Genomic DNA, 22,320 nt, shown 5'->3' on the forward strand with positions numbered 1-22,320 from the left:
TGAGCAGGCGCTGCCTGTGGGCGAGCTCGCCCTCCAGCATCGACGTGCAGGCCGATAGCTGCCCCGGCGTGGCCGTGGTAAGGAAGGTATCTATCGTGTCGCACGATATGAAGAGGGAGCGCGCCGCCTCCCTGAAGGCAAAATGCGCTGCCCCGCGCTCAGAGCTCGACTGCGGCATCTGCAGCGCCTCCCTTCTGGATGCCCTGGGCCACGTCGTACATGCCGAGGTCGGGAGCATCCTTCCCGTAGTCGATCCTCGCATCGCCCGATGTGGCGCTCTCCGCGCACAGCGACACCGATGCCTGGCTGTGGCCTCCTGTCGCCCCGAGCGCGTACTGCATGCCCTCGACGGCAGCCTTCCAGCCATGCTCTGCGCTCTCGTCCCTCAGCATCCTCAGCGATTCGGGGAGCGACTCCTTCGGCTTAGCGTTGAGGAAGCTGTCGAGCTCCTCGGGAAGCGACTTCCTCACGACGCAGTCCCTCCAGCCGCCCGGCCTTATGCACAGCAGACGCAGCTGCGCCACAGGATTCGCGCTGTCCGTCGGGACCTGCCCCCATTCCCTCTCGTAGCTGGCGATCTTATCTCCCGTCTTCGGATCGAAGATCTCCACACGGAAGGCGCCGAAGAAGACCGCCACCTCCTTTCCCGCCCAGGCGGGGCCTGCGCAGTAGCGCTGTATGCCGCCGAGCGTGAACGTGTCCTGCTTGCTGCACTTCCTCGTCTCCCACCTCCTGCAGGAGAACCTCTGCGGCGCGAGCGCCGAGAGGGCCGCCTTGTCCTTTCCGAGCAGGTCGAGCTGCGGTGTGCCCTTCTTCCAGTGGGGCTTGCCCTACGAGAGGGCGAGGCTCTGCTCGAGAAGCCTGCTGTTGAAGGGCTCCACGTCGCCCACGGCCGGCATGGGCACGAACATGTTCCGGCAATGGGTGCCTACCTTGTTCTCCACATTGCCCTTCTCGTTGCCTAAATAGGGGTTCGTGAAGGAACACGAGAGGCCGTAGTGGGCGCAAAATAGGCGGAAGAGCTCGCTTCAGGCGGATCTCGTCGCCGACCATCCTTCCTATGCCGAGCGCGTTGTCGAAGACCGCGCGCTTGGGCAGGTCGCCTATGAACTCGAACACATCGGCAAGCCCCTCGCACACGCACTCGGCCGTCTCGCCCCACAACACCTGCGTCAGGCTCACGTTGGAGTGGGGGGAAGCTCACGGTGAGGTACTTCCCCCTTTAGACGTTACACCCCTCACCGTGAAATCGGCCTTACCGAAGTCGACCTGGCACTTACCGGGTAGCCATTCGAGGGCAAAGAAGCCGGCAAGGCCCCTCGCGTCCCTGTCGGGTGCCATCTCATAGCGCTTCTCCTTCACGTAGCGCTGCACGGTGAACTGCGCCCCAAATCCTGGACGCCCTAATAGAGACTGAGCCTAGACGGCCTGGTTCCGGAATTCCTCCGGGGTCAGGCCGCCGAGCGCCTTCTGGCGCCTGCGGGTGTTCCAGAAGATTATATATGCCTCGAGGTCTGCCTTGAACGCCTCGAACGTGTCCCAGTCATTCCCGCGGAAGAACTCGTCCTTCATATGGCCGAAGAGACCCTCGGTGCAGGCATTGTCGAGGCAGTTGCCCTTCCTGGACATGCTCTGCACGATCCCTGCCCCCTCGAGCTTGGAACAATAGGCCTCATGTTGGTACTGCCATCCCATGTCGCTGTGGAGCAGCGGATGCTTCCATGCGGGGAGCTTCTCTATGAGCATGCAGAGCATGTCCGTCTGCTGCGCCATGTCGGGGTGCTCCGATATGGACCATGCGACGATCTCCCTGCTCGAGAAGTCGTAGAGCGGCGCGAGGTATGCCTTGCCGAACGAGCACCTGAATTCCGTCACGTCTGTCCCCATCTTCTCCCATGACCCTTCGGCCGCGAAGTCGCGTCCCAGCAGGTTCTCGAAGGTGCTGCCCACGACCCCCTTGTACGAGTTGTATCTGTGGTAGTCGGTCTCGCGCCTGATGCCGCAGGATATCCCCATCTCGTGCATGATCTTGAGCACCGTCTTGTCGGCTATGCGCGCTCCGTCCTCGCTGCGCAGGCACATGGCTATCTCCCTGTGGCCGCATCCGTTGGGGCAGCGCGAGAATATCTCCGTCACGCGCTTCCAGAGCTTTGGCCTGGTGGGTCTGGCGGGATGGGAGAGCGCATAGTGGTACGTCGACCTCGCGAGGCTCGCTGCCGCCAGCAGGTCGTCGAGCCTGTAGCCCTCCTGCGCGAGCGCATGCACGGTCTCTGCCTTCGCCCTGGTCAGATCCTTCCCCTTCCGGCCAAGGACCGCAGTTTTTTTAGGTACGCCACCTCGGCCTCGAGCTGCTGAACCCTGCGCTCGAGCTGCTGCTCGCGCGTGAGCGGCCTCGCTGCGGCCCCCGATCCCTTCGGGCGTCCCTTGGGCTTCGGCCTCAGCGCCTCGGCGCCGCCCTTGCGGTATGCCCTGCACCACCTGTCAAGCGGGGCCAGCGACATGATGCCATACCTAGCCATCGCATCGCCCTTGGACATGCCATCCTCGACGACGGCCTTCGCGGCCACGACCTTCTGTCCGTATGTATACCTTGCCGGCTTCCCGTCCATCGACAGCAGCGCCTCGCTTCCGAACGCCTTCCATATCTGCTGCCATTTTCTCACGGTGCTGCGCGGCATGGAGAGCTCCTTCGCCACGCTCTTGTATCCACGTCCTTTCCCGAAGAGCTCTGCCGCCTTCTTCCTTGCCTCGATGTCGTGCTTGACCCTCAGATCGGTATGCATGAATATGCCTCCCATTTCCTATGTCCAGGAAATGGGAGGCAGTTCAAACTGATCTGGACCCTGTATTCCGCACACCGAAAACGGAATCGCGAGATAGTTCGATTCCGCTCGACGGCGGGCCATGGATAGAACTGGATTTCGTATATGATCGATGAGAAGTTCACGAAGGAAGAGCGTATGAGGCGCTTACACAAAGGCGAGAGGTCAGGAGAGATATTTGCCCGGGCGGGGCTCCCCGCCTCCCTCATCTTCGCGGGCAGTCACTTCACTCGGGGCGTATCCGAGGAACACATGGTGCCGGAGGGAAGAAGACTACAGGACAGCTGTTGGGAGCCCATTCTGTCATCCTCTGCCACGAAGGTCAAGAGTGGCGGGATGCCCGGTAGGACAACCCTCACGTCCTCCTGTATCCCGCCGAAGGGGCGGAAGGTGGAGATTGAGGAAGACCTCGAGCGTCGTGAGCGCAAATAGAGCAGTGGGCCTGTTTTTTCGTTCGAGAGGAGAAGCCTTGACTTTGGAGAGAGATACGAGCGTTCCGCTCTATATCCAGATAGCCGACTTTCTAAGGGATAAAATCTCCGCGCATGAGTGGGAGCCGGGTACGAAGATTCCCACAGAGTACGAGCTCTGCGAGATGCTCGGTGTTAGCAGAGGATGCGTAAAACGTGGGTTGCGCATGCTCGTCGACGAGGGTCTGCTCGTGCAATATCGCGGGAGAGGAACCTTCGTAACTGAGAAGAGGATAATTCTCCACCCAACCGGGAACACCCTGCTCTCGTTTGCGGAGTCGCTTAGGTCCCAGGGAATAGACTTCAGGACCGAAGAGCTTGAATCGGGAATGGTACCTGCTGATGAGTTTCTCGCGAGGGAGCTTTTTATAGAAGAAGGAGCTCCTGTCTTCTTTCTCCGTCGTGTGAGGTACGTTGGTGACGAGCCCATCATGTATATAGAGAATCGCGTCAGGGCAGATGAGGTTCCCGGAATTGAGAAGGTAGATTTTTCAGTAGAGACACTCTTCCAGACAATAGAGAGGCTTGCTGGCAAGAAAATCGGGTTTTCTAACGCCAGGTACTCTGCAGAGATTGCAGGAGAGATTAGGGGGAGGGCGCTCGGGGTTAGTGCTGACTCCCCAGTTCTGCATCTCGAGCAGCACGTCTTCTACTCGGACGACCAGCCTGCCGAATGGGGAAACGTCTGGCTGCAGGCTTACCGATATGTAGTTGGGACAGTGCTCCCTCGTGCATAATACCACTCACCTTGAAATCGCAACCGCTGGTGGCAATACCCGGCGATTCTACCAAGTTTTTCCGACCCCTAATTGACCTCCTTTGTACACGCAAGGTGGACAACAGGGTCGATAGCACTTGGAAAAAGGATTGAAGTAGAAATCTCGAAGAACTTGTTTTACAAGGTAAGCGTGTTCTTATCTGTCTCATTATGCAATCAACACGCATTTGTCAATAAGAAATTATGCGAGATTTGTATATCTCCATTAGTCTTGCATAGATTTGTATACCTTTGTATAAATGTTCGCGAGTAAGGACATGTATTTATTCCATTTGGAGGGAAAATGCCACTCGTGAACATGAAGGAACTCATGAACATAGCCAAGAAAAATGGCTTGATGCTCCCAGCCTACAACTCGACCGATGTCCAGATGACCCTTGCAATCATGGACTCGTTCCAGCGTGCGGGTATGCCGGGTATCATCCAGATCGCTCCGACGAATATCAAGCTTACCGGCTACGACTACATTGCCGAGACCACGAAGATGGCAGCAGAGCACTACGTCACACCATTCGTCCTACACCTCGACCACGGGAAGACGCTCGACGACGTGAGGCAAGCAGTCCAGGTGGGCTTTACGTCGGTCATGATTGATGGGGCTGCGCTTCCATTTGAAGAGAATATTCGCTTCTCTCGCGAGGCGGTTGACTTTGCCCATTGTTACGATGTCCCTGTCGAGGCTGAGCTCGGTCCAATCAAGGGAAAAGAGGACGATCACGTCAGTGAGGCCAATTGCCACACCGATCCATCGCAGGTTGCTGAATTTTGCGAGAAGACGGGCTGCGATACGCTTGCCGTCTCGATCGGCAACGTTCACGGGCTTGAAGAAAAGCCGAAGATTGACCTGAACATTCTTGCAGAGGTCTCCAAGGTGGCGCCCGTTCCCTTAGTGCTGCACGGAGGGTCGGGAATCCCGTTTGAAACTATCCGTGCGATGAGGCAGTACGGAATGATGAAGATAAACATCGCGAGCGATTTGAGGCAGGCGTATATACGCGCGGTCGCAAAGCGCTACGAGGCGAACCACAACGAGGCAAACCTTGCCTCGGTGCTCATGGACGCAAGACAGGCTGTCTCCGACATGGCCTACAAGCTGACCATGGAGATTAACAAGGACTCACTTATCGGGCCGCTCGCAACCGAGAAGGGATAGAGTCGGCATCATCGGCAACCGGACGAATGAGAGGAGAAAAAACTTGAAGGTCTCTATTAATGCTGAAGCGGTCAAGTGTAACCTGGACGTTTCAACGCAGGATGAGCTCGTGAGAAGCCTCTCCGACTCGCTTGTTCGGACAGGTTTTGTCAAAGCAGATTACCCGGACCATGTGCTCTCCAGGGAGGAGAAGTACCCGACAGGCCTTCCATTCGATGGGTTTGGGATTGCAATCCCGCATACCAATCCTGAGTATGTACATAAGCCCACCATTGCGGTTGCCACTCTTGCCAAGCCCCTAGTGTTTAGGGTGATGGGAAGTCCGAACGAGACAGTCGACGTCTCGCTAGTCTTCATGCTTGCGTTGGATGATGGGCACACACACCTCGAATTCCTTCAGAAGGTAATCAAGCTCGCCCAAGAGAGGGAGAAGGTCCAGCAGCTTTTCTCCGCCCCCAATGACGAGGAACTATTTCATTTAGTTAGTGCCTATTTATCCGAGGGAGCGCTCTAGACAATAAGATGCGAAAAGGGAAGGAACTCTCAAATGCAACAACTAAAAGATAGGAGAGGAAATGTCGAAGAAGAAGAGGATTTTGTTCGTCTGTGCAACGGGGATAGCGACGTCAACTGTAGTCGAGGAGAAGGTCTGTAATTACCTTCGGAGCCAAGGAATCGACTTCGAAGCTGATCAACGCAATGTCGGGAGTGTCCCGAGCATCGGGAACGACTTTGATCTTATCGTCGCGACGACGCAGATTCCTTATGAGGTCAACGCCCCGGTCATTAGCGGGTTGTCGATTCTGACTGGGCTTGGGGCGGACGAGACCCTTCAGAAGATTAAGGACATCCTAGCGAAGTAGAGGCTCTTAACCAGGCTCAAAGTTAGCTTAAGTTCGAAAGATAGGAGAGAATAGGCAATGGAAGGCATTTATAAGGGCCTGTACGACTTTGTCCAATATTTCTTGGGCCTAGGCGCAATCGTGATACTGCCTATAGTAATTTTCGTCTTGGCGCTGTGCTTCAGAATCAAGCCTAGCAAGGCATTCAGGTCTGCGCTGACCGTCGGTATCGGCTTCGTCGGCGTGTTCACCATTTTTAGCCTGATGGGGGATCAGGTTGGGCCAGCCGCGAAAGCAATCGTGACCAGGACCGGTCTCAATTTACCAGATGTCGACCTCGGATGGGCGCCGCTCTCGGCAATTACGTGGGGATCGGTAATTGCCCCCTTTGCTATCGTACTCACCCTTATCGTCAACCTTGTTATGCTTGCGTTCAAATGGACAAAGACGGTCGATATCGATATCTGGAACTACTGGCACTTTGCCTTCGCCGGAGCACTTGTCTACATCGCGACAGGGAATTTCTTCCTTGGACTCCTTGCAACAGGAATTGCGGCAGTAGTAATCATCAAGATTGCGGACTGGTGCGCTCCGCTCACACAGAAGTACTGTAATCTTCCTGGCATCTCGCTGCCAACACTCTCCAGCGCAGTATTCTTCCCCATTGGTCTGCTTGGAAACTGGATTCTTGACAAGATTCCTGGTCTGAACAAGCTGCAGGCGGATCCGGTCCACATCCAAAAACGCTTCGGTATCTTCGGTGAGCCCATGATGATTGGATTCATCCTCGGTGTCCTCCTGGGCCTTTTAGCTGGCTATGACTTTAAGGGTATTCTCACCCTCGCTATCTATCTTGCTGCTGTTATGTACATCCTTCCTAGGATGGTGCGCATCCTCATGGATGGTCTCATCCCCGTCTCAGATGGCGTGAAGGACTTTATGGCGAAGAGGTTCCCGGATCGTAAGGACTTCTACATCGGTCTCGACATCGCCGTTGCAGTCGGTAACCCAGCGATTATCGCAACCGGCCTTCTGCTCACCCCTATCTCAATCTTGCTCGCATTCATTGTCCCCGGTAACGAGACCCTGCCTGTCGCCGATCTTTCCAACCTCGCCGTCTTTTGCTCCATGATTGTAGTTGCGTGCAACCAGAATATCGTTCGTGCGGTCATCATCTCCATTCCCTGCCTCATCGGCGACCTTCTCATTTGCTCCGCTGCTTCCCCACTCATCACCCAGCTTGCGACAACGGTCGGCTATGACATATCCGCTGCCGGTGGGAGCAATATCACGGCGTTCCTTGACGGCGGTAATCCGTTTCGTTACCTCATCTACCAGGTATTCTCTGGGAACGTTGTAGCGGTGGTCATCGCGGTGGTCGTTGCAGTATTGGTGTTCCTTACCTATAAGCTTACCTACAAGCAGACTCATCCCGAAGCCGTTGAGAACTAGGCTCCTTTTCCCAAATGGATGGCACGGGGCAGCAATGTCTCGTGTCATCTGTTTGGCTATTGTATTGCCCATCATGATGCAGGAGGTGACAGGAATTGTCGTACGCGATTGGTGTGGACGTCGGAACAACAAACACCAAGGCAGTGCTCTGCGAGCTTCCCTCATGTGACCCGGTCTACATCGAAAGATTTCCGAGTCCCAAAATTACAGAGGGGAGGAACACCGACTACGACACTCGGAGGCTTGTCAATGGCGTTTATTCGCTCTTGGAAAAATGTACCAACTGGCTTGGCGAGAAATCAGAGGAAATCGAGTTCGTCTCGGTAGCGAGCGTTGGAGAGTCGGGAGTGCTGGTGTACCCCGACGGGTCATTCTCGAAAAGGTCGATCTTTTGGTATGACAGCAGAGGGGAGGAGTACTCGGAAGAGGCAATCCGCTCCGGCTACTCCAATACACTCTACCGTGTCACCGGGATTCCGGTCCATTCAAACTCGGCGCTATTCAAAATCCTCTGGATGCGCGATCATGGGTTCCGTCTCGAGGGTGCCAAGTGGCTGACCATGGCGGACTTCGTCGCCTGGCGGCTCTGCGGAAATGCATTCCAAGACAGGACCTTTGCCTCAAGGACCTCAGCCTATGACATCGTGAGTGACAAGATGTCGGCGGAGATTCTCAACCACTATGGAATTCCCAAGAGTCTATTTGCCGAGCTAATTCCAAGCGGGGAGTCGAGGGGGAGTGTTACTGCAGAAACGCGATTTCTGACTGGGCTCCCACGAGGCTGCATGGTTCGTGTTTCGGGTCATGACCATATGTCAGGAGCAATAGCTTGTGACCTCAAGGAGGAGGGAGAGGCCCTCAATTCGACTGGGACTTCGGAGGGTCTGCTCATCTTAGAGAAAGCCCCGAGACTCGATGATGATGCCGAGAAGAGGCAAATTACAAACGGCAGATTTGTCTTTCCTGATGTGTTTACCACCTACGTCTCTGTCCCCGCAGCCGGATTGTCTTTCGAATGGATTCTGAAGACGCTCAATATCCCACAGGAAGAGTTCTTCGGTGAGGGGCAAGAGAGACTCTATTCCGCGTATTTGAGGGGCGAATTCGCCACATCGAATCTGGTCTATGTGCCTCACCTTCGTGGTAGCGGACCTCCCCACAGAAGCAGCGATTCAAAGGGTTGCTTCTATGGCATGAGCGATACGACCAGCAGGGAAGAAATCCTTTTTTCCACGCATCTTGGTGTCAGCATCGAGTTCGCCAGACTCTGCGATTGCATGATAAAGGACAGTGGCCTCCTAGATGATATGCTTATCAAAGTGATTGGCCCTGCTACGAATAACCCCCTCTGGATGCAGCTGAAGGCAGATGCTCTGGGGATTAGGTTTGTCGCATGCGATGTCGCCGAGGCTGTCGCGCGGGGCTCGGTGATTGTCTCTGCGCGTAGCGCTGGTTACCGAGTCCATCCGCACTATCAGACTAAAGAGTATTTGCCCGATTCGAGTCGGCATGGGCACCTTGTCGATTTTATGAGACGCCTCTACATCCCCATTTCAAATGCAATAGGAGACGTCGAGAGCCGACTGGGGAAGTAAGGATTGCACGGAGTAGTTTAGCGGTTTCCCTACTTAGGTTGTCTCACATGGGGTGGCAAAGCCTTTCTTGTCTAGGGAAACGATGATTAATGCCCCATAACGTGTTAGAGGGGACCGACCACACGACTTTTCTAGGCCGGTATGCGAGAAAGGCAGGGAAGGATGCCCATCCAGCATGTACAGGAGCCGCTATCCTGACCATCTGTCCTGCCCCATGCACCGCAATAAGGCTCCAAGACGGATCAAGCGACTCTGGGAGCCGGGAGGTGCAGCCTGCCGGCAAAAGATGCATATGGGTAAGGTTTGCAAGGGCGAGAAAGACTCGAGTGTGCAGGCATCTTCTCTATCCTTCTGTAGCGCTTCCTTAAGGGGTCGAAGCGGCGCTTCACGATAAGGAAGGGATGCTTCTGCCTTTGAGCGGCCGGATGCCTTCCTGGACTCGATGTCCTTCTCGGACAAGAGCGCACAGGCAAGGCCCTCTCTAGTCGAAGGCTTTCTTAGCAACGCTTTAGCGCATAGATGAGAGGTGTGGGTCTTTATGCGTCCTTAAGGGCGCTTCGCTATACCTATATAGCCTAAAGTCTGCGCAGCAGAACCTATCATCTTCCCTTATGAGTGTATGTGCCACAGGATATGTCAGATACATTCTAGGCGATCGTCTCCACACCATGCACAAGGCCGCCTGCGGCATCCACACCGATATGTGCCTTGTATCCGATACGCCAGACTCCCCCTTTCTTGGACTGGTGCGCTTTAAGGGTCGCGTGCATGGTCCTTGTTCTTCGTGGAGCTTTAAGGCCCAGGTGAAGGTCGCGTCCACCATGGAGCCGCCTCGCGCCATGATCCCTGCCTTTTCAAGCTTCTAAGTCCAGGTCGTGAAGCACAAGCTTTACCGAACTCCTCTCGCTTTAAGGCTATGGCGCATCTTCGCAAGTGTCGTTGCATCTGGCACCTGCGGCTGCATGAGGTCTGCGTGCACAGAAGCGCTGCCAGGAGTGGCAATCCAGGATAGCATCTTTAGGTTCTCTCGTCTGAGAGCCCAAACATGACCTAAAGCAGGATACATCCTAAAGCATCGTCTTTGCAGCGCGCACATGCCTGACAGGAGCCTGTCAGTGGTAGCTGGTATCTACCAGTGCAATCCAGCTATCCCACACAACGATTGTATCCATCCGCTCCAGGTGTGCCTCTCGCCTGATCTTTCTCCTCAGATCTTAGGATTTAAGGTCTTAAAAGCTCATCTGGCTGCCCATATCTTCCTTTTGGATATGCTGGGATACGTGGATGTAGCTATACCATATCCAGAAGACAGATAGGCATCTATGTGGGTATGGGCACTGCGTGGTTCGAGACATTTTAAGCCGATGTCATACAGCGTGCGGCTCCACTGGCCTCATCGAGCCGAATTATTCATCGTTTCCTTAGGTAGAAGCCCAGCTGCAGCGCCAGGTAGTAGATGGCATCGGAATCGTGATTACCGGAGCGAAGGCAACCTCCGAACGCTAGGTAGATGTACTCCCAAGAGTAGTCAATCCCGTGCTCGCGAGCGACCGTCTTACGAAACATCTCCTCCGCAGCTTCTAGGACTTCCCTAGGGTCCAAAAGGTCCCCTTGCGCAGCCATCGGCCTCTCTCCACTCTCACTCAACCGTCAGCATTCACAGCTATAAATCTCGTTCGTATAGTACGGGCATCTTCGCACTAACTAGCATATAGACACCCCGGCACCAACCACCACCAAAGGCGCGGGGTTTAGTCCACAGGTACGCCATGAATGCCCAGCCCCGAAATGACAAAGCTTCCTGAGTAGATGGACTACCGTTCGCTGATTTGTGCCAGTTTGTGACACTCCAGATGGATTGTTACGCGCACTTTCGCGTGAACTGCAAGTAAACGAGCGTATGGAAATGACCATCTACCTGCCGAAATGCTAGAGTCTGTAAGGTTCTTCCTCGACCCGGATCAGGTAATGTGCAGTATCCTACTTTGTTCCGTAGATACGGTCCCCTGCATCGCCCAGGCCAGGCAGGATATAAGCGTCGCTATTGAGCTCACGATCCAAGGCGCAGGTATAGAGCCTCACCTTAGGATCATAGTTGAGCACCGCGCGGACACCTTCCGGGGCGGACACCAAGGTCAGACAGCGGATATCTTTGACGTTGGCCTCTCTCAGGAAATGGATCGCCGCAGTGAGTGAGCCACCGGTGGCGAGCATCGGGTCGACAACGAGACAGGTACGCTTGTCGATGTCAGGTGGGAACTTGCAGTAGTACTGATGCGGCTCATGGGTCTTGGGGTCACGGTACATGCCGACGTGGCCGACACGCGCGGATGGCACCAGCGTCAGAACGCCGTCGACCATGCCGAGGCCGGCACGCAGGATCGGGATGATTGCCACCTTTTTGCCGGCGATACGTTTGCAGGTGGTCTTCTCCAACGGGGTCTCGATCTCGACGTCCTCAAGCGGGAAGTCGCGCATGGCTTCGTAGCCCTCGAGGACGGCGAGTTCCTCTACGAGCTCACGAAATTGCTTGGTGCCGGTGCTCTTATCACGCAGGATCGAGAGCTTATGCTGTACCAGCGGGTGGTCAATGATTTTGAAACGAGGATCTGAAATGGTCTCCATGGGTTCTACTCCTGCTCCCTATCGATCGCTTGTAACACCGGTAAAATTCGGGTCGTCCTCGCGCATGATCTTTTTGATACGGCGCTCGTGACGCCCGCCTTCAAAGGCGGTCCCCAAGAAGGTCCGGACAAAATCCATATTATCGACGAGACTCACGAAGCGCCCCGATAGGCACAGGACGTTGGCATTGTTGTGCTGACGCGCCAGCTTTGCGAACATATGGCTGGTCACCGTAGCGGCACGCACACCGGCTACCTTGTCTGCCGTGATTGCCATGCCCAAACCGGTGCCGCAGATCAAAACACCGTAATCCGCTTCCTGGTTTGCCACTTTACGGGCCACAATGTCCGCATAGTCCGGATAGTCCACCCGATCGAAACTATCTGGCCCGCAGTCTTCTACTTCATAGCCAAGCGACTCAATGTAGCGCGCCAGGGGCTCTTTGAACCCGAATCCGCCATGGTCTGAAGCAATAGCAACACGCATCTTCTATGCTCCTTTCGGCATATTAACCTCTTCGCTTTCTCTATTATTACACTCAGCGGCGCTTGCACGACATACGTCACACACAATTGGCGTATGGAAGCAACCTTGAGATACACCTATATCTGCCTTGCTCATACTGATGTTCATTGCGCATCAGTCCGCTCTACGGGCACCACCGTATCACATCAAGGCTCTATCTATCTGCGCTGTATCGATCGCACCCTGGCGCAATACTTTCGGTTTCGCTCCGGTGCAATCCACAATCGTGGAGGCCTGGGCAAGTGGTACCACACCTGAATCGACGACAATGTCAGCCTTTTGCATGACTGCAGGATCGAGCCCGGCAGCCGAGATAGGCGAGGGTTTGCCGTGCAGATTTGCGCTCGTCTGCGCAAGGGGTCCTACCTCTCCAACCAGCTTTTGAATGAGGCGGGAGTCCGGCACGCGTACCGCAACTGTCTGCGTATCCTGGCACACATATTCGCGGGGCCATTCCGCAGCAGCTTTCACCACCAAGGTGAGGGCACCGGGCCAGAAGACTTGGGCCAAGGTGTGCGCCCATGCCGGCACTTCACGGCCATAGGTAGCAAGATCTTTTTCTGAGCCCAAAAAGAGCGGCAAGGTCTGTGCAAGATCCCGCTCCTTGATCGCAAAGATGCGTCGATGCGCAGGATTATCCTTGCTCGCCCGGCAGATCAGCCCATAGACCGAATCGGTCGGCACCACGGCCACCCCGTCTGCTTCGAGCACCTGTACCACCTGCTTGACAATCTGACGGTCAGGCTGCTGCTGATCACATGTCACCATAACGCTCATACCTGTTCCCTCTTAATCGCATGGATGATGCGCGGGTGGTGGGTCAGATCTTCCTGGGTCCCGATCTCATCCCAGCTGCCCCGCTCTTTCAGTAATTCTGCAGCGGCATCCAAAGACTCTTCAAAGAGCTCAACGCAGAAGAGTCCCCCATCTCTCAATTCCTGCTCCGCTACCGGGATCAACCGTCTGAAGACGTCCAATCCGTCCTTCCCTCCATCCAAGGCGAGCGACGGCTCGAACCCGATCACTTCTTCAGGGAGCTTCGGTAAAAGTGCAGTCGGGATATAAGGAGGATTTGAGACAAACACCGCGAAGGTCCCCGCCAATGCAGGGTCCACTCCGCTCGCCAGGTCTCCCAGCACGATATCAACCGCCTCGTGCAGCTTCAGCGCATCCCGATTCCGCTCGGCGAGATTGATCGCCTGCTCAGAAATATCGGTCGTCACGACGTGCGTCCCGGGCCGCTCTGAGGCAAGCGAGAGGGCAATACAGCCGGTGCCACAGCCCACCTCTAACACGCGTGGGCCACTTTCAGGGATCTTATCGGTCTGAGGTAGCACCTTGAGCTGCTCTATCTGAGCTTCAATCGTCTCCTCGTCGATGCCCTGATCGCGCGCCTTCTGCTTCAGCTCATTAAGACGCTCGTTCTCCGCTTGGGCTTCATCCTCCAGTTGTTTGCGGACACGCTGGGCCACGTCGTCGTACACCCAGCCCTGCTCTTTTGCGGTGTCAATCCCCTTGAAGGCAACATCGACTAAAATCTCAGTCTCCGGACGCGGGATCAAAACACCTTTCTCGCAGCGCACAATAATGTGCCTGAAAGGCATCTCTCCGGTCACATACTGGAGCGGTTCCCCATGGCCGCGCCGCACAACCCCGTTGTGCATGCGTTTGAGTTCCTCAGGAGTCAGCGGCTTATCAAAGCTTACATAGATCTCAACGCGGGTCAGCCCGGTCGCATTGCTGATCAGCCACTCCGCCGAAAGGCGGGGGTGCTCATCGCCTTTCTTGGTGAGATATCCCGTTGTCCATTTGAGCATCTTCCCAACGGTCCACTCTGTTTCAGCCACCCGGCTACCCCTTTTCGTTAAAAAGGCATCCTTCCAAGAAGGATGCCTTGGCACTCACAGCCTCTGTGTGAGGATCAGACGGCTTCTGCTAACTTATCTGCTCTGTCCTGCGCCGCAAGCGCTTCGATGATCTGGCCTAATTGGTCTCCCTCAAGGACACCGGTATAACTCGCATTGTAGCCGATCCTGTGGTCGGTTACGCGGTCTTGCGGCTGGTTGTAGGTGCGGACCTTCTCCGCACGCGCACCGTGGCCGATCTGGGCGAGGCGCGCTGCACCCTCTTTGGCCTGCTGTTCCTCAAGTTTCTTCTCGTACAGGCGCGCTCTCAACATCTGCATGCAGACCGCACGGTTCTGGATCTGCGAGCGTTGGTCCTGTGACTGCACAACCGTGTTCGTCGGCAGGTGCGTGATACGCACAGCCGAATAGGTCGTGTTGACGCCCTGGCCACCCGGGCCGGAAGCGCAGTAGGTATCGATGCGCAGGTCCTCCTCCTTGATATCGATATCGATCTCATCAGCTTCAGGCAACACCGCGACGGTCGCAGTTGAAGTCTGAATACGGCCTTGGCTCTCAGTTTTCGGGACACGCTGCACCCGGTGTACGCCGCTCTCATACTTCATGATCGAGTACACCTTGTCACCTGCGACCTTGAACTCGATGGTCTTGAAGCCGCCGGCTTCACCGGGGCTTGAAGAGAGCACCTCGGTCTTCCAGCCGCGGGACTCTGCGAAGCGCTTGTACATCTGGTAGAGGTCACCGGCGAATATTGCTGCCTCATCCCCGCCGACGCCGGCACGGATCTCAACGATCGTATTCTTCTCGTCGTTAGGATCCCCCGGGATCAGCATGCCTTTAATTTCGTCCTCGAGGCCAGGGAGTTTCTGCTCATTCTCGGAGATATCCTCCTGCAGCATCTCCTTGTCCTTGGGGTCGCCGGTCTCTTTGAGCATCTCCTTCGCCGCGTTGATATCCTCAATCGTCTGAAGGTACTCATGTGCCTTGGTGGCCAGAGACTGCTGGTCGGAATGCTCTTTTGCCAAACACGCGTATTCTTTCGGATTTGAAATGACAGCCGGGTCACTCAGTTTTTGCTCAAGCTCGCTGTAGGCTGACACCAGCTTCTTTAATTTATCTTGCATCGTCGACATCATGGGCTCCTCACGTCACCGCCTCAAGGCGGCATAATTTTCTATGCATAGATATACCCTTGGTGGGTGTGGTCTATCAAGCATAAAAGTACCCCCAGGGACGCTCCCCAAGAAGTACTTCTGCGAAAGCATCGACTCAGTTAGCTACAAGCAGAAGCCTGCGACAACGCCCATATCCTCATTGGAATCCGCAACGGAGCGCGGACCGGAGTCCTGTTCAATGATACGGAAGTGCGGCGACACTGAGGGTGATGGGGTACGGGTCCACCAGGTGGAGGAAGCGCTGCTGTGAGCGGCCGCGATAACATTCGGACCGTTGACGGTACCCTCTGGGCTTACGCTGGCAAACATCGCATACTGTGTACCCTCGGAATTCAGGACCCGGTTGTAACCGCTCGTGTTTCTGGACTCCCAGTTCCAGTTGGTCACGCCAAAGACTTCCACATAGGAGGGGATCCACAGGCTGTCCTGCGTCTCGGTGACTTCCTCTGAGTCGCTGGTACGTCCGGCGTTGTTCGTCATCTTATTCACCGGAACGATCAGCTGCTGGAGGTCATCCGGAAGCTCACCCAACACATCGTTGTTGAGCCAGTGGCGCATCTCAGAATCCTTCCAACCGCCTTCAGAGGAACGCGAAGAGTTCATCGCGTGGGTGAGGTTGGAGTCTGAGGTGATAAACGTGATGCCTGCCGGTGTGCCATCTGCCTTCGTATCGTGATAGATATCGGCGATCCGCAGGGTGACAGTTGAGCCATCCTTCAAGGTGATGTCTTTGGTCTCGTCGGTGAGGGTGCCTTCTGTATCCGCCAAGTTGTATTGCTCAGCGATTGCCATTGCCGCATCACGAGACCCAGACTGCTCCATCGCCTGCGCGATACCTGCGAGGTCCGACCAACTGTACTGCGAGAACGAAGAGACCTGTTTTGGAAGCACCAGTTGTGCGCTGGAACTATCACCGGTATCAGTGGTGGCTTTTTCACTTTCCTGCACCGGCTGCGTCGCCGTCTCAGCGCTCTCGGGCGCCTGGCGGACATAGGCAAACGCGACGGCTGCTATCAGCACGCAGGCAACAAGCAGTGCCACCCACCCGGGAACCCCCTGCCACTCACGCTTCTTCTGAAGCTTCCGCTTTGTGCGGGAACGCTGGGTATGTGTATCAGTGCTCCGTTGCGGTTTGGGCTCTTCCGACTGTGCCGGTTGCACCACAGCTTCTTGAGGTTGAGGCTCCTCAGGCTGAGTGACCATCGGCCGGTCCACGGACTCAGGCTCCTCGACACTCTCCTGAGGTGCGGGCTCTTTCGGCTCTGTAACGGGTTCCTGAAGCTGCTCTTGAGGGATCAGGGTGGCAATTGCATCAGCATCGTTGGTCGCTTCTGCTGCCTTTGCTGCCTCGTCCTCGTTCAGCATCGTTGTCTTGTCGGAATCTGAGAGCATTTTGGCAGCGTCAGTGTTGCCGATTACATGAGTTGCGTCGTCGCTGAAGTCAGCCACGGGGCCGGCAGCGGATTCACTCGGCTGTACCGGTGGCTCTTCCAGCGGCACCGGCAGCGTCTCAACACTGTGGTACTGCGCCCCACTGCGATAGTACTTACGCTTGCGGCGGTTGACCGCTTGGTGCATGGGCGAGCGGAGCGGTGCAGAGTGCATCTCAGTCTCATCCAGATCGTTTGAGTCAATCGGGATCTGATCGATCCGGCCCTTCTCAGCCCGGGCGAGGTCCTCGTCAAATCGCTCGTCGTCGTGCATCCCCTCGGTATGCATCATGTGCGTAGCGTCGGGGCTGAGGTCCTGACGGTTGATCCGCGCCGTCTGCTCGACAGCCGGTGCATAGTTCTCCTGGGAAGCTTCCTGCTCCTCGGTAACCTCTTCTTTGCCGTGGATACGGATATCGTGCACTGTAGGGCCACGCTGCACGTGCACGTAGGGCTTGGACTCCTTGTGCTCATCCGCGTTCACAGCGGTATCGTCGAGCACGGATTCCTTTACGTGTGCGACATTCTTCTCGTCTTCAGAGACGATGTATTGCGCTGCAGCCTTTCTCTCGCTATCTATAATCGGCGCGTGAACCGGCATGACGGGGCTCATCACGCTCGTCTGCGTCTCGTCAGAGAGTGCAGATGTCTCTGTATCCGCGGTCTGTTGCGTGCGGTTTGAGGACTGGGCCTTCGGTACCCGCATGCCGCATTGGGGGCAGAACTTCATACCCAGCCGAAGCTCATAGCCACAATTGCTGCATTTCATGAGACACCTCTTAGTTTTTGTCAGTGACTATCTATGTGATGATACCTAAAGTTGGTCCACCTTTACTAGTACCCCGAATAAAGACAACAGATGCCACACCTACCTGATCACCACATACAGGTATACGAAGCAGGCTCTTTAGGCACGCTGCTGTCTCATATCCAGCAATCTGCTCAGGTGTCCCCTCGGGAGGGCATCATAGGTGAAACAAAGCAATCGATCCGATAGAGCTGAAAAGAGAGCCCGACGCTTGAATCGCATCAGACTCTCATGCTCTCAAACTGAGATTGGTTGAAGCTTACTTCTCCTTAGCCGGCTTTGCATCAGCCTCGGCAGCAGGTGCTTCCTGTGCGGCGGTTGCCTCTACAGAAGCAGCCTCGGCGGCCTTCTTGGCCTCCCCAGCCTTAGCGTGGGCCTCGGCCCTCTTCGTGTATTCAGCAGCACGCTTTGCCTTAGCGGCAGCCTTAGCCTCGTGCTCAGCCTTCTTCTGAGCAGCAAGTTCAGCGGCCTTGGCAGCCTTTGCAGCCTTAGCCTCTTTGGCGGCCTTCAGCTGTTCCTGTGCAGCACCACCGAACTTGTCAGAGAAGCGCTGAACACGGCCGCCGGTGTCAACGAGTTTCTGCTGGCCCGTATAGAATGGATGGCACTTGTCGCACAGATCGACGTGGATCTCGCTCTTCGTGGAGCGTGTGGTAAAGGTGTTACCGCAGGTGCAGTGTACAACACAGGTGCCATACTTTGGGTGAATTCCTTTTTTCATAATCTGACTCCTTATCATGGCCTGGTTTCCGAACAGGCGAGGGGTTGAGATGCTCTCCTGGAGAAGAGGGCGTGCAAGTTTCATATTTTACGCTATATTCCCCAATCTTTGCAAGAAAATCCGTTAAGCTTGATATGGGGGTGCATAGATGCCTTCACTCTATTCATATGCGCCACACAGGCGCTGTACCACCTAACCGAAGGACAGATCGCCGATGCTCATCGCAGTCGATGTGGGTAACACGCAGACCACTCTGGGGCTCTTCGATGCGGAAGGGACGCAGAGGAAGTGTTGGCGGCTCAAAACGAGCCGTGAGGACACCTCCGATGATATTCTGATCAAGCTTCACTCACTGCTGACCACCGCCGACTACAGATCTGTCCACATCGACCACGCCGGCGTCGCCAGCGTGGTCCCTGCCCTCAATGCCGCCTGGAACAAGGCTCTATTCACCATCACCGGCAAAAAGCCGCTGACGGTTTCAGCGTCGCAGGAGCACTCCATCCCCCTCAGCATCCCCTATCCCCAGACGATCGGGGCAGACCGCATCTGTAACGCTATCGCCGCCCGCACCACCTACGGGGCGCCGGTCATCGTCGTGGACTTCGGCACTGCAACCAATATCGATGTAGTGGATCAGAAAGGAGCCTTTCGGGGAGGCGCCATCGCGCCGGGCCTCATGCTCTCGGCAAGTGCGCTCTTTCAGCGTGCCGCGCAGCTCGCCTCAATCCCGATCGAAGCCCCAAAGCAAGCGCTCGGTGAAGACACCAAAGGGGCGCTGCAGTCCGGTCTCGTTATCGGCACCGCCTGCATGATAGAAGGCCTGGTAGGCCGCATCAAAGACGAGCTTTCCATCCAGGATGCACCGGTGATCGCAACCGGCGGCCTCTCCACCGTCATCAGCAGAGCCACCGATCTCTTCACTGAGGTCGACCCCTCGCTGACGCTGCGGGGCATCTATACGATCTGGCACGATCAAGAGGCTGTAAACAGCGACTAATGCTGAGCCCGGCGCATTGAGGCTTCCTCGTGAGAGAAGCTGATCTCGCTGCCGTCGTCGGCAACCACTGAGGCTCTGCCCCAGACATCGACGCCCGCGAAGCGTCCCTGAGCCTTGAGGCAACCGTTCGGATAGCGGATCTCCACCCGCTCTCCCATTGCGTCGAGCGCATCAAAGTAATCGTTCAATACCGGAGCAAGCGGTCCAGCACCACCCTGTGAGAATCCCTGTTCCCAACCGCGCAGTGCGGAGAGGATCTCATCTCTGAGCGTTGCGGCAAGCTCACGGTCTGAAAGGTCACTCTGCACTCTGCACTCTTCTAGTAGGGCGCAGGCGTGCGTACCCTCATCGAGCGCTTTAAGCGGCAAGGTCAGCTGCGCGACCGCAAAGATCCCGCCTTTCCCATACCCTGCATGGGTCTCAAGGCTCACGAGCGGTTTGGTGTCGTGCACTACCGCATAGGGCCAGCCGATGCACATCTCATCTGCACAGAGTCTATCGAGGGCTTCACGGATACCGAGGCTCACCACGTAGGGAAGGCCTTCAAGGTATCCCATCGCCACCTGAGGGCGCAGGATATAGGCAACCTCAAGCGACTCGATACTATCCTCCTGGTCCTGGACCCGTGAGAATGCGCCGCTTCCCTCGTCGGCTCCCTGGTAGGCACGATTCTGCAGCTCAGCTGTATCGACGCCGCCGGACATCTCCTGAAGATCTGCCATCGCTACCTCAGATCCTCCCAACCTAAGACGCCGAGCTCGCCTTTCATGCGGCCCACGCGCTTCTCAGGCGCCACCACGTCGACGCCGCTGTGCTTTAAGAACCGTACCGGGTCGTGCATCAGATCTTCCATCGGCACGAGCACATAGTCGCGCTCCCCCAACCCTTTGAGAGGTAGGGTCAGCTTTCTGCCGGCGTGCTCTTCCCCCTCATACCAGCACAGGTCCAAATCGATCGTGCGCGGTCCGGGTTTGGTCGCGCCCTCTACACGGGTGCGACCGAGCTTGGTCTCGATATCAAGCAGCTTATCGACCAACACGAGTGGATGCAGCTCCGTCCTAATCTCTGCCACGGCATTTGCCACGGGTGTTGCGATCCCGTAGGCCGGCTCCGTCTCATAGGCTTTGCTGACATTCACCACGCATGTCATCGGCAACTCGTCGATCATATGGGTCGCCTTTGCCATCGTGTCCATCTCCTGCTCAGCGTCCCCCACATTGGAGCCGAGCGAGATAAAGGCCTGACGGGAGTCCGGGTGGCGCACCGCCCAGAAGGTATTGACCGCCTGGGAGACCACCGCCACGTTGTGGACGCGCAGCAAGCGTGCCCCACCTTCGATTGCGGCCAGGCACACCCCGATCGTCGCGGCGTCGCGCGCTTTGGCGTCCTTCACGCCGCAGACCGCGCCCACGAAGCGCTTGCGCGAGGGGGCACACAGGTAGGGGTAGCCCATGCTCACCATCTTACTCGTGGCGCGCTGAATTACGATGTCCTCGTCGGCGAACTTATCGAAGCCGGGACCTGGGTCGATGCAGATGCGGTCGTGACTGATGCCCGCCCGCATCAGCTTGCGGGCCTGGTCACCCAGAAAACCCATAACCTGGCGCATGATCGGGGCCTCTTCAGGCATCGTGAAGCGGCGCATCGAGGGGACGCGCCGGGCGATCGGCCGGTTCGGCCGATCGACATCCAGCTGCACGGTCTGACGGGTCGCATGCGTCCCGAGCCCCATCTTGTTCCAGTACATCACGATCAGGCCACAGTCGGTATCTGCAACGACGTCGACCATCGCCGGGTCAGTGAAGCCGGTGACGTCGTTGATGATCGAGGCGCCCGCATCCAGGACCGCCGCCGCCACGCTGGCGTGGCGGGTATCCACCGAGACGCAGGCCCCTGCCGCAACCAGTTTCTTCACGACCGGAAGGACGCGCCTGAGCTCTTCTGAAGGCTCCACCGCCTCGGCGCCGGGACGGGTGGACTCTCCCCCGACATCGATGAGGTCAGCCCCGTCGTCGAGCATCTTCATGCCAGCTTCAAACGCTTCATCGACATTCGCGTAGGATCCCCCATCACTGAAGGAATCCGGGGTAACATTGAGAATGCCCATAATACGTGGACGAGTCAGAGAAATCTCGTGTCCTGCACACGTCCATGTGGCATAGTCTTCTCTGAGCATCAAATCCTCCTGAACATAAAAAACAAAGCGTTGAGCACTTTGATTGTAATGGTTGTATACACAACTGCCCATTACAGAAACTTTCAGAAATCAAACGTTTTGGCGATATCGCAGGCGCAGACCAGATCCGCTGAGCGATCCTGTGGGGTCGCCTGCAAATTGCAGATCACCAGCTCGTCACCGTTGAAGTAGTTGGCTAGACTGGCCGCCGGATACACCACGAGCGAAGTGCCGCCGATGATCAGCATGTCGCAGGCCGCGATCTCTTTAACAGCCCCGAGGAGGTTCTCCTCCTTCAGGTTCTCCCCATAGAGGACCACATCCGGTTTCACGACGCCACCGCACTTCGGGCATTTTGGTACGCCCTCGGTTGAAAGGATCCACTCCTCAGAGTAGACTGCCCCACACGTCTGGCAGATATTGCGGTGCGTGGAGCCGTGTAACTCGATCACATGCTTGGAGCCTGCCGCCTGGTGCAACCCGTCGATATTTTGGGTGATCACGCAGGAGACTTTCCCCTGCTGCTCCAGCTGTGCAAGCTTTCTGTGGCACTGGTTGGGTTTGGCACCCGGGACGCACATCACGTGGCGGTAGAAATCAAAGAACTCTTCGCGGTGGTCCATATAAAATTCGTGTGAGAGCATCTCTTCAGGCGGATACTTGTAGCCGCGCTGGTTATATAGACCATTGGGACTGCGAAAATCAGGAATACCACTGGCCGTGGAGACACCGGCGCCGCCAAAGAAGACGACATCGTGCGCTTTATCGATGAGCCCTTTCAGCGTTTGCGCTGCTTTGCCTGGATCGCTTATATAGTCACCCATGGTTTTCCCTTCCCTTTTCCTTTACAGTTGATAAGGCTCCTCTAGCTTATACCAAGCTG

24 protein-coding genes are annotated in these 22,320 nt (G+C 56.3%); 8 read left to right on the top strand and 16 right to left on the bottom strand.

All coding sequences use genetic code 11. The features are described 5' to 3' along the window. Window positions 1-158: 158 nt before the first annotated feature. The 4 genes from J4859_RS14920 to J4859_RS14935 all read right to left on the bottom strand — a co-directional run bounded on the left by J4859_RS14920 (window position 159) and on the right by J4859_RS14935 (window position 2,783). Window positions 159-638, bottom strand: a complete 480-nt coding sequence (locus tag J4859_RS14920) for a hypothetical protein (RefSeq protein ID WP_212331153.1) — start codon at window positions 636-638, stop codon at window positions 159-161. Between the two features lie 562 nt (window positions 639-1,200). After that, complete coding sequence (locus J4859_RS14925; protein WP_212331155.1) at window positions 1,201-1,374, bottom strand: hypothetical protein; 174 nt, start codon at window positions 1,372-1,374, stop codon at window positions 1,201-1,203. A gap of 45 nt (window positions 1,375-1,419) precedes the next feature. Next, window positions 1,420-2,265: an IS3 family transposase gene (locus J4859_RS14930; RefSeq protein ID WP_212331157.1), complete on the bottom strand. Its 846-nt coding sequence runs from the start codon at window positions 2,263-2,265 to the stop codon at window positions 1,420-1,422. 20 nt (window positions 2,266-2,285) lie between these two features. Next, the gene (locus J4859_RS14935; RefSeq protein ID WP_212331158.1) at window positions 2,286-2,783 is read right to left on the bottom strand and encodes a helix-turn-helix domain-containing protein; all 498 of its coding nucleotides are present in this window, start codon (window positions 2,781-2,783) and stop codon (window positions 2,286-2,288) included. Between the two features lie 177 nt (window positions 2,784-2,960). On the opposite strand from J4859_RS14935, the gene J4859_RS14940 reads away from it, so the two are divergent. From J4859_RS14940 to J4859_RS14970, 7 genes are all read left to right on the top strand, one after another. Then, a complete protein-coding gene (locus tag J4859_RS14940) occupies window positions 2,961-3,254 on the top strand; it encodes a hypothetical protein (RefSeq protein ID WP_212331159.1) in 294 nt (97 codons plus the stop codon). Between the two features lie 43 nt (window positions 3,255-3,297). Then, window positions 3,298-4,029 carry a GntR family transcriptional regulator gene (locus tag J4859_RS14945; protein ID WP_212331161.1) on the top strand — a complete coding sequence of 244 codons (732 nt, stop codon included), beginning with the start codon at window positions 3,298-3,300 and terminating at the stop codon, window positions 4,027-4,029. A 324-nt stretch (window positions 4,030-4,353) separates the two neighbouring features. After that, the gene (locus J4859_RS14950) at window positions 4,354-5,223 is read left to right on the top strand and encodes a class II aldolase (RefSeq protein WP_212331164.1); all 870 of its coding nucleotides are present in this window, start codon (window positions 4,354-4,356) and stop codon (window positions 5,221-5,223) included. Window positions 5,224-5,266: 43 nt separating this feature from the next. Next, entirely contained in the window at window positions 5,267-5,737 is a 471-nt protein-coding gene (locus J4859_RS14955) for a PTS sugar transporter subunit IIA (protein ID WP_212331166.1), read from the top strand. Between the two features lie 61 nt (window positions 5,738-5,798). After that, entirely contained in the window at window positions 5,799-6,086 is a 288-nt protein-coding gene (locus tag J4859_RS14960; RefSeq protein WP_212331168.1) for a PTS sugar transporter subunit IIB, read from the top strand. Between the two features lie 57 nt (window positions 6,087-6,143). Next, window positions 6,144-7,517, top strand: a complete 1,374-nt coding sequence (locus tag J4859_RS14965; RefSeq protein ID WP_212331170.1) for a PTS galactitol transporter subunit IIC — start codon at window positions 6,144-6,146, stop codon at window positions 7,515-7,517. Window positions 7,518-7,612: 95 nt separating this feature from the next. Then, the gene (locus J4859_RS14970; RefSeq protein WP_212331173.1) at window positions 7,613-9,112 is read left to right on the top strand and encodes an L-fuculokinase; all 1,500 of its coding nucleotides are present in this window, start codon (window positions 7,613-7,615) and stop codon (window positions 9,110-9,112) included. A gap of 647 nt (window positions 9,113-9,759) precedes the next feature. On the opposite strand, the gene J4859_RS17225 is transcribed toward J4859_RS14970, so the two are convergent. The 9 genes from J4859_RS17225 to rpmE all read right to left on the bottom strand — a co-directional run bounded on the left by J4859_RS17225 (window position 9,760) and on the right by rpmE (window position 18,261). Beyond that, the gene (locus J4859_RS17225) at window positions 9,760-9,882 is read right to left on the bottom strand and encodes a hypothetical protein (RefSeq protein WP_256436767.1); all 123 of its coding nucleotides are present in this window, start codon (window positions 9,880-9,882) and stop codon (window positions 9,760-9,762) included. Between the two features lie 640 nt (window positions 9,883-10,522). Next, on the bottom strand, window positions 10,523-10,678 hold the full coding sequence (locus tag J4859_RS14975; protein WP_212331177.1) for a hypothetical protein: 156 nt from the start codon (window positions 10,676-10,678) through the stop codon (window positions 10,523-10,525). A gap of 414 nt (window positions 10,679-11,092) precedes the next feature. After that, window positions 11,093-11,737: a uracil phosphoribosyltransferase gene (gene upp / locus J4859_RS14980; protein WP_212331180.1), complete on the bottom strand. Its 645-nt coding sequence runs from the start codon at window positions 11,735-11,737 to the stop codon at window positions 11,093-11,095. Between the two features lie 18 nt (window positions 11,738-11,755). Further along, on the bottom strand, window positions 11,756-12,223 hold the full coding sequence (gene rpiB, locus J4859_RS14985; RefSeq protein WP_212331182.1) for a ribose 5-phosphate isomerase B: 468 nt from the start codon (window positions 12,221-12,223) through the stop codon (window positions 11,756-11,758). 180 nt (window positions 12,224-12,403) lie between these two features. Then, window positions 12,404-13,039: an L-threonylcarbamoyladenylate synthase gene (locus J4859_RS14990; RefSeq protein WP_212331184.1), complete on the bottom strand. Its 636-nt coding sequence runs from the start codon at window positions 13,037-13,039 to the stop codon at window positions 12,404-12,406. Next, the gene (locus tag J4859_RS14995) at window positions 13,036-14,109 is read right to left on the bottom strand and encodes a HemK/PrmC family methyltransferase (RefSeq protein WP_212331186.1); all 1,074 of its coding nucleotides are present in this window, start codon (window positions 14,107-14,109) and stop codon (window positions 13,036-13,038) included. The genes J4859_RS14990 and J4859_RS14995 overlap by 4 nt, the downstream gene beginning before the upstream one ends. Before the next feature lie 74 nt (window positions 14,110-14,183). Next, window positions 14,184-15,251, bottom strand: a complete 1,068-nt coding sequence (prfA, locus tag J4859_RS15000; protein ID WP_212331188.1) for a peptide chain release factor 1 — start codon at window positions 15,249-15,251, stop codon at window positions 14,184-14,186. 153 nt (window positions 15,252-15,404) lie between these two features. Continuing rightward, window positions 15,405-17,501, bottom strand: coding sequence for a DUF6273 domain-containing protein (locus J4859_RS15005; RefSeq protein WP_212331190.1), 2,097 nt, complete (start codon window positions 17,499-17,501; stop codon window positions 15,405-15,407). A 298-nt stretch (window positions 17,502-17,799) separates the two neighbouring features. Next, a complete protein-coding gene (rpmE, locus tag J4859_RS15010; protein ID WP_212331191.1) occupies window positions 17,800-18,261 on the bottom strand; it encodes a 50S ribosomal protein L31 in 462 nt (153 codons plus the stop codon). 214 nt (window positions 18,262-18,475) lie between these two features. Between rpmE and J4859_RS15015 the strand changes: the two genes are divergently transcribed. After that, on the top strand, window positions 18,476-19,261 hold the full coding sequence (locus tag J4859_RS15015) for a type III pantothenate kinase (protein ID WP_212331193.1): 786 nt from the start codon (window positions 18,476-18,478) through the stop codon (window positions 19,259-19,261). On the opposite strand, the gene J4859_RS15020 is transcribed toward J4859_RS15015, so the two are convergent. From J4859_RS15020 to J4859_RS15030, 3 genes are all read right to left on the bottom strand, one after another. Next, window positions 19,258-19,983, bottom strand: a complete 726-nt coding sequence (locus tag J4859_RS15020; RefSeq protein WP_212331196.1) for a hypothetical protein — start codon at window positions 19,981-19,983, stop codon at window positions 19,258-19,260. The genes J4859_RS15015 and J4859_RS15020 overlap by 4 nt on opposite strands. Before the next feature lie 2 nt (window positions 19,984-19,985). Next, entirely contained in the window at window positions 19,986-21,437 is a 1,452-nt protein-coding gene (gene folP, locus J4859_RS15025) for a dihydropteroate synthase (RefSeq protein WP_212331198.1), read from the bottom strand. A gap of 83 nt (window positions 21,438-21,520) precedes the next feature. Continuing rightward, on the bottom strand, window positions 21,521-22,261 hold the full coding sequence (locus J4859_RS15030; protein ID WP_212331201.1) for an NAD-dependent protein deacylase: 741 nt from the start codon (window positions 22,259-22,261) through the stop codon (window positions 21,521-21,523). Between the last annotated feature and the right edge of the window lie 59 nt (window positions 22,262-22,320).

It is taken from the genome of Atopobium sp. oral taxon 416, from assembly GCF_018128285.1.
GTDB lineage: Bacteria > Actinomycetota > Coriobacteriia > Coriobacteriales > Atopobiaceae > Olsenella_L.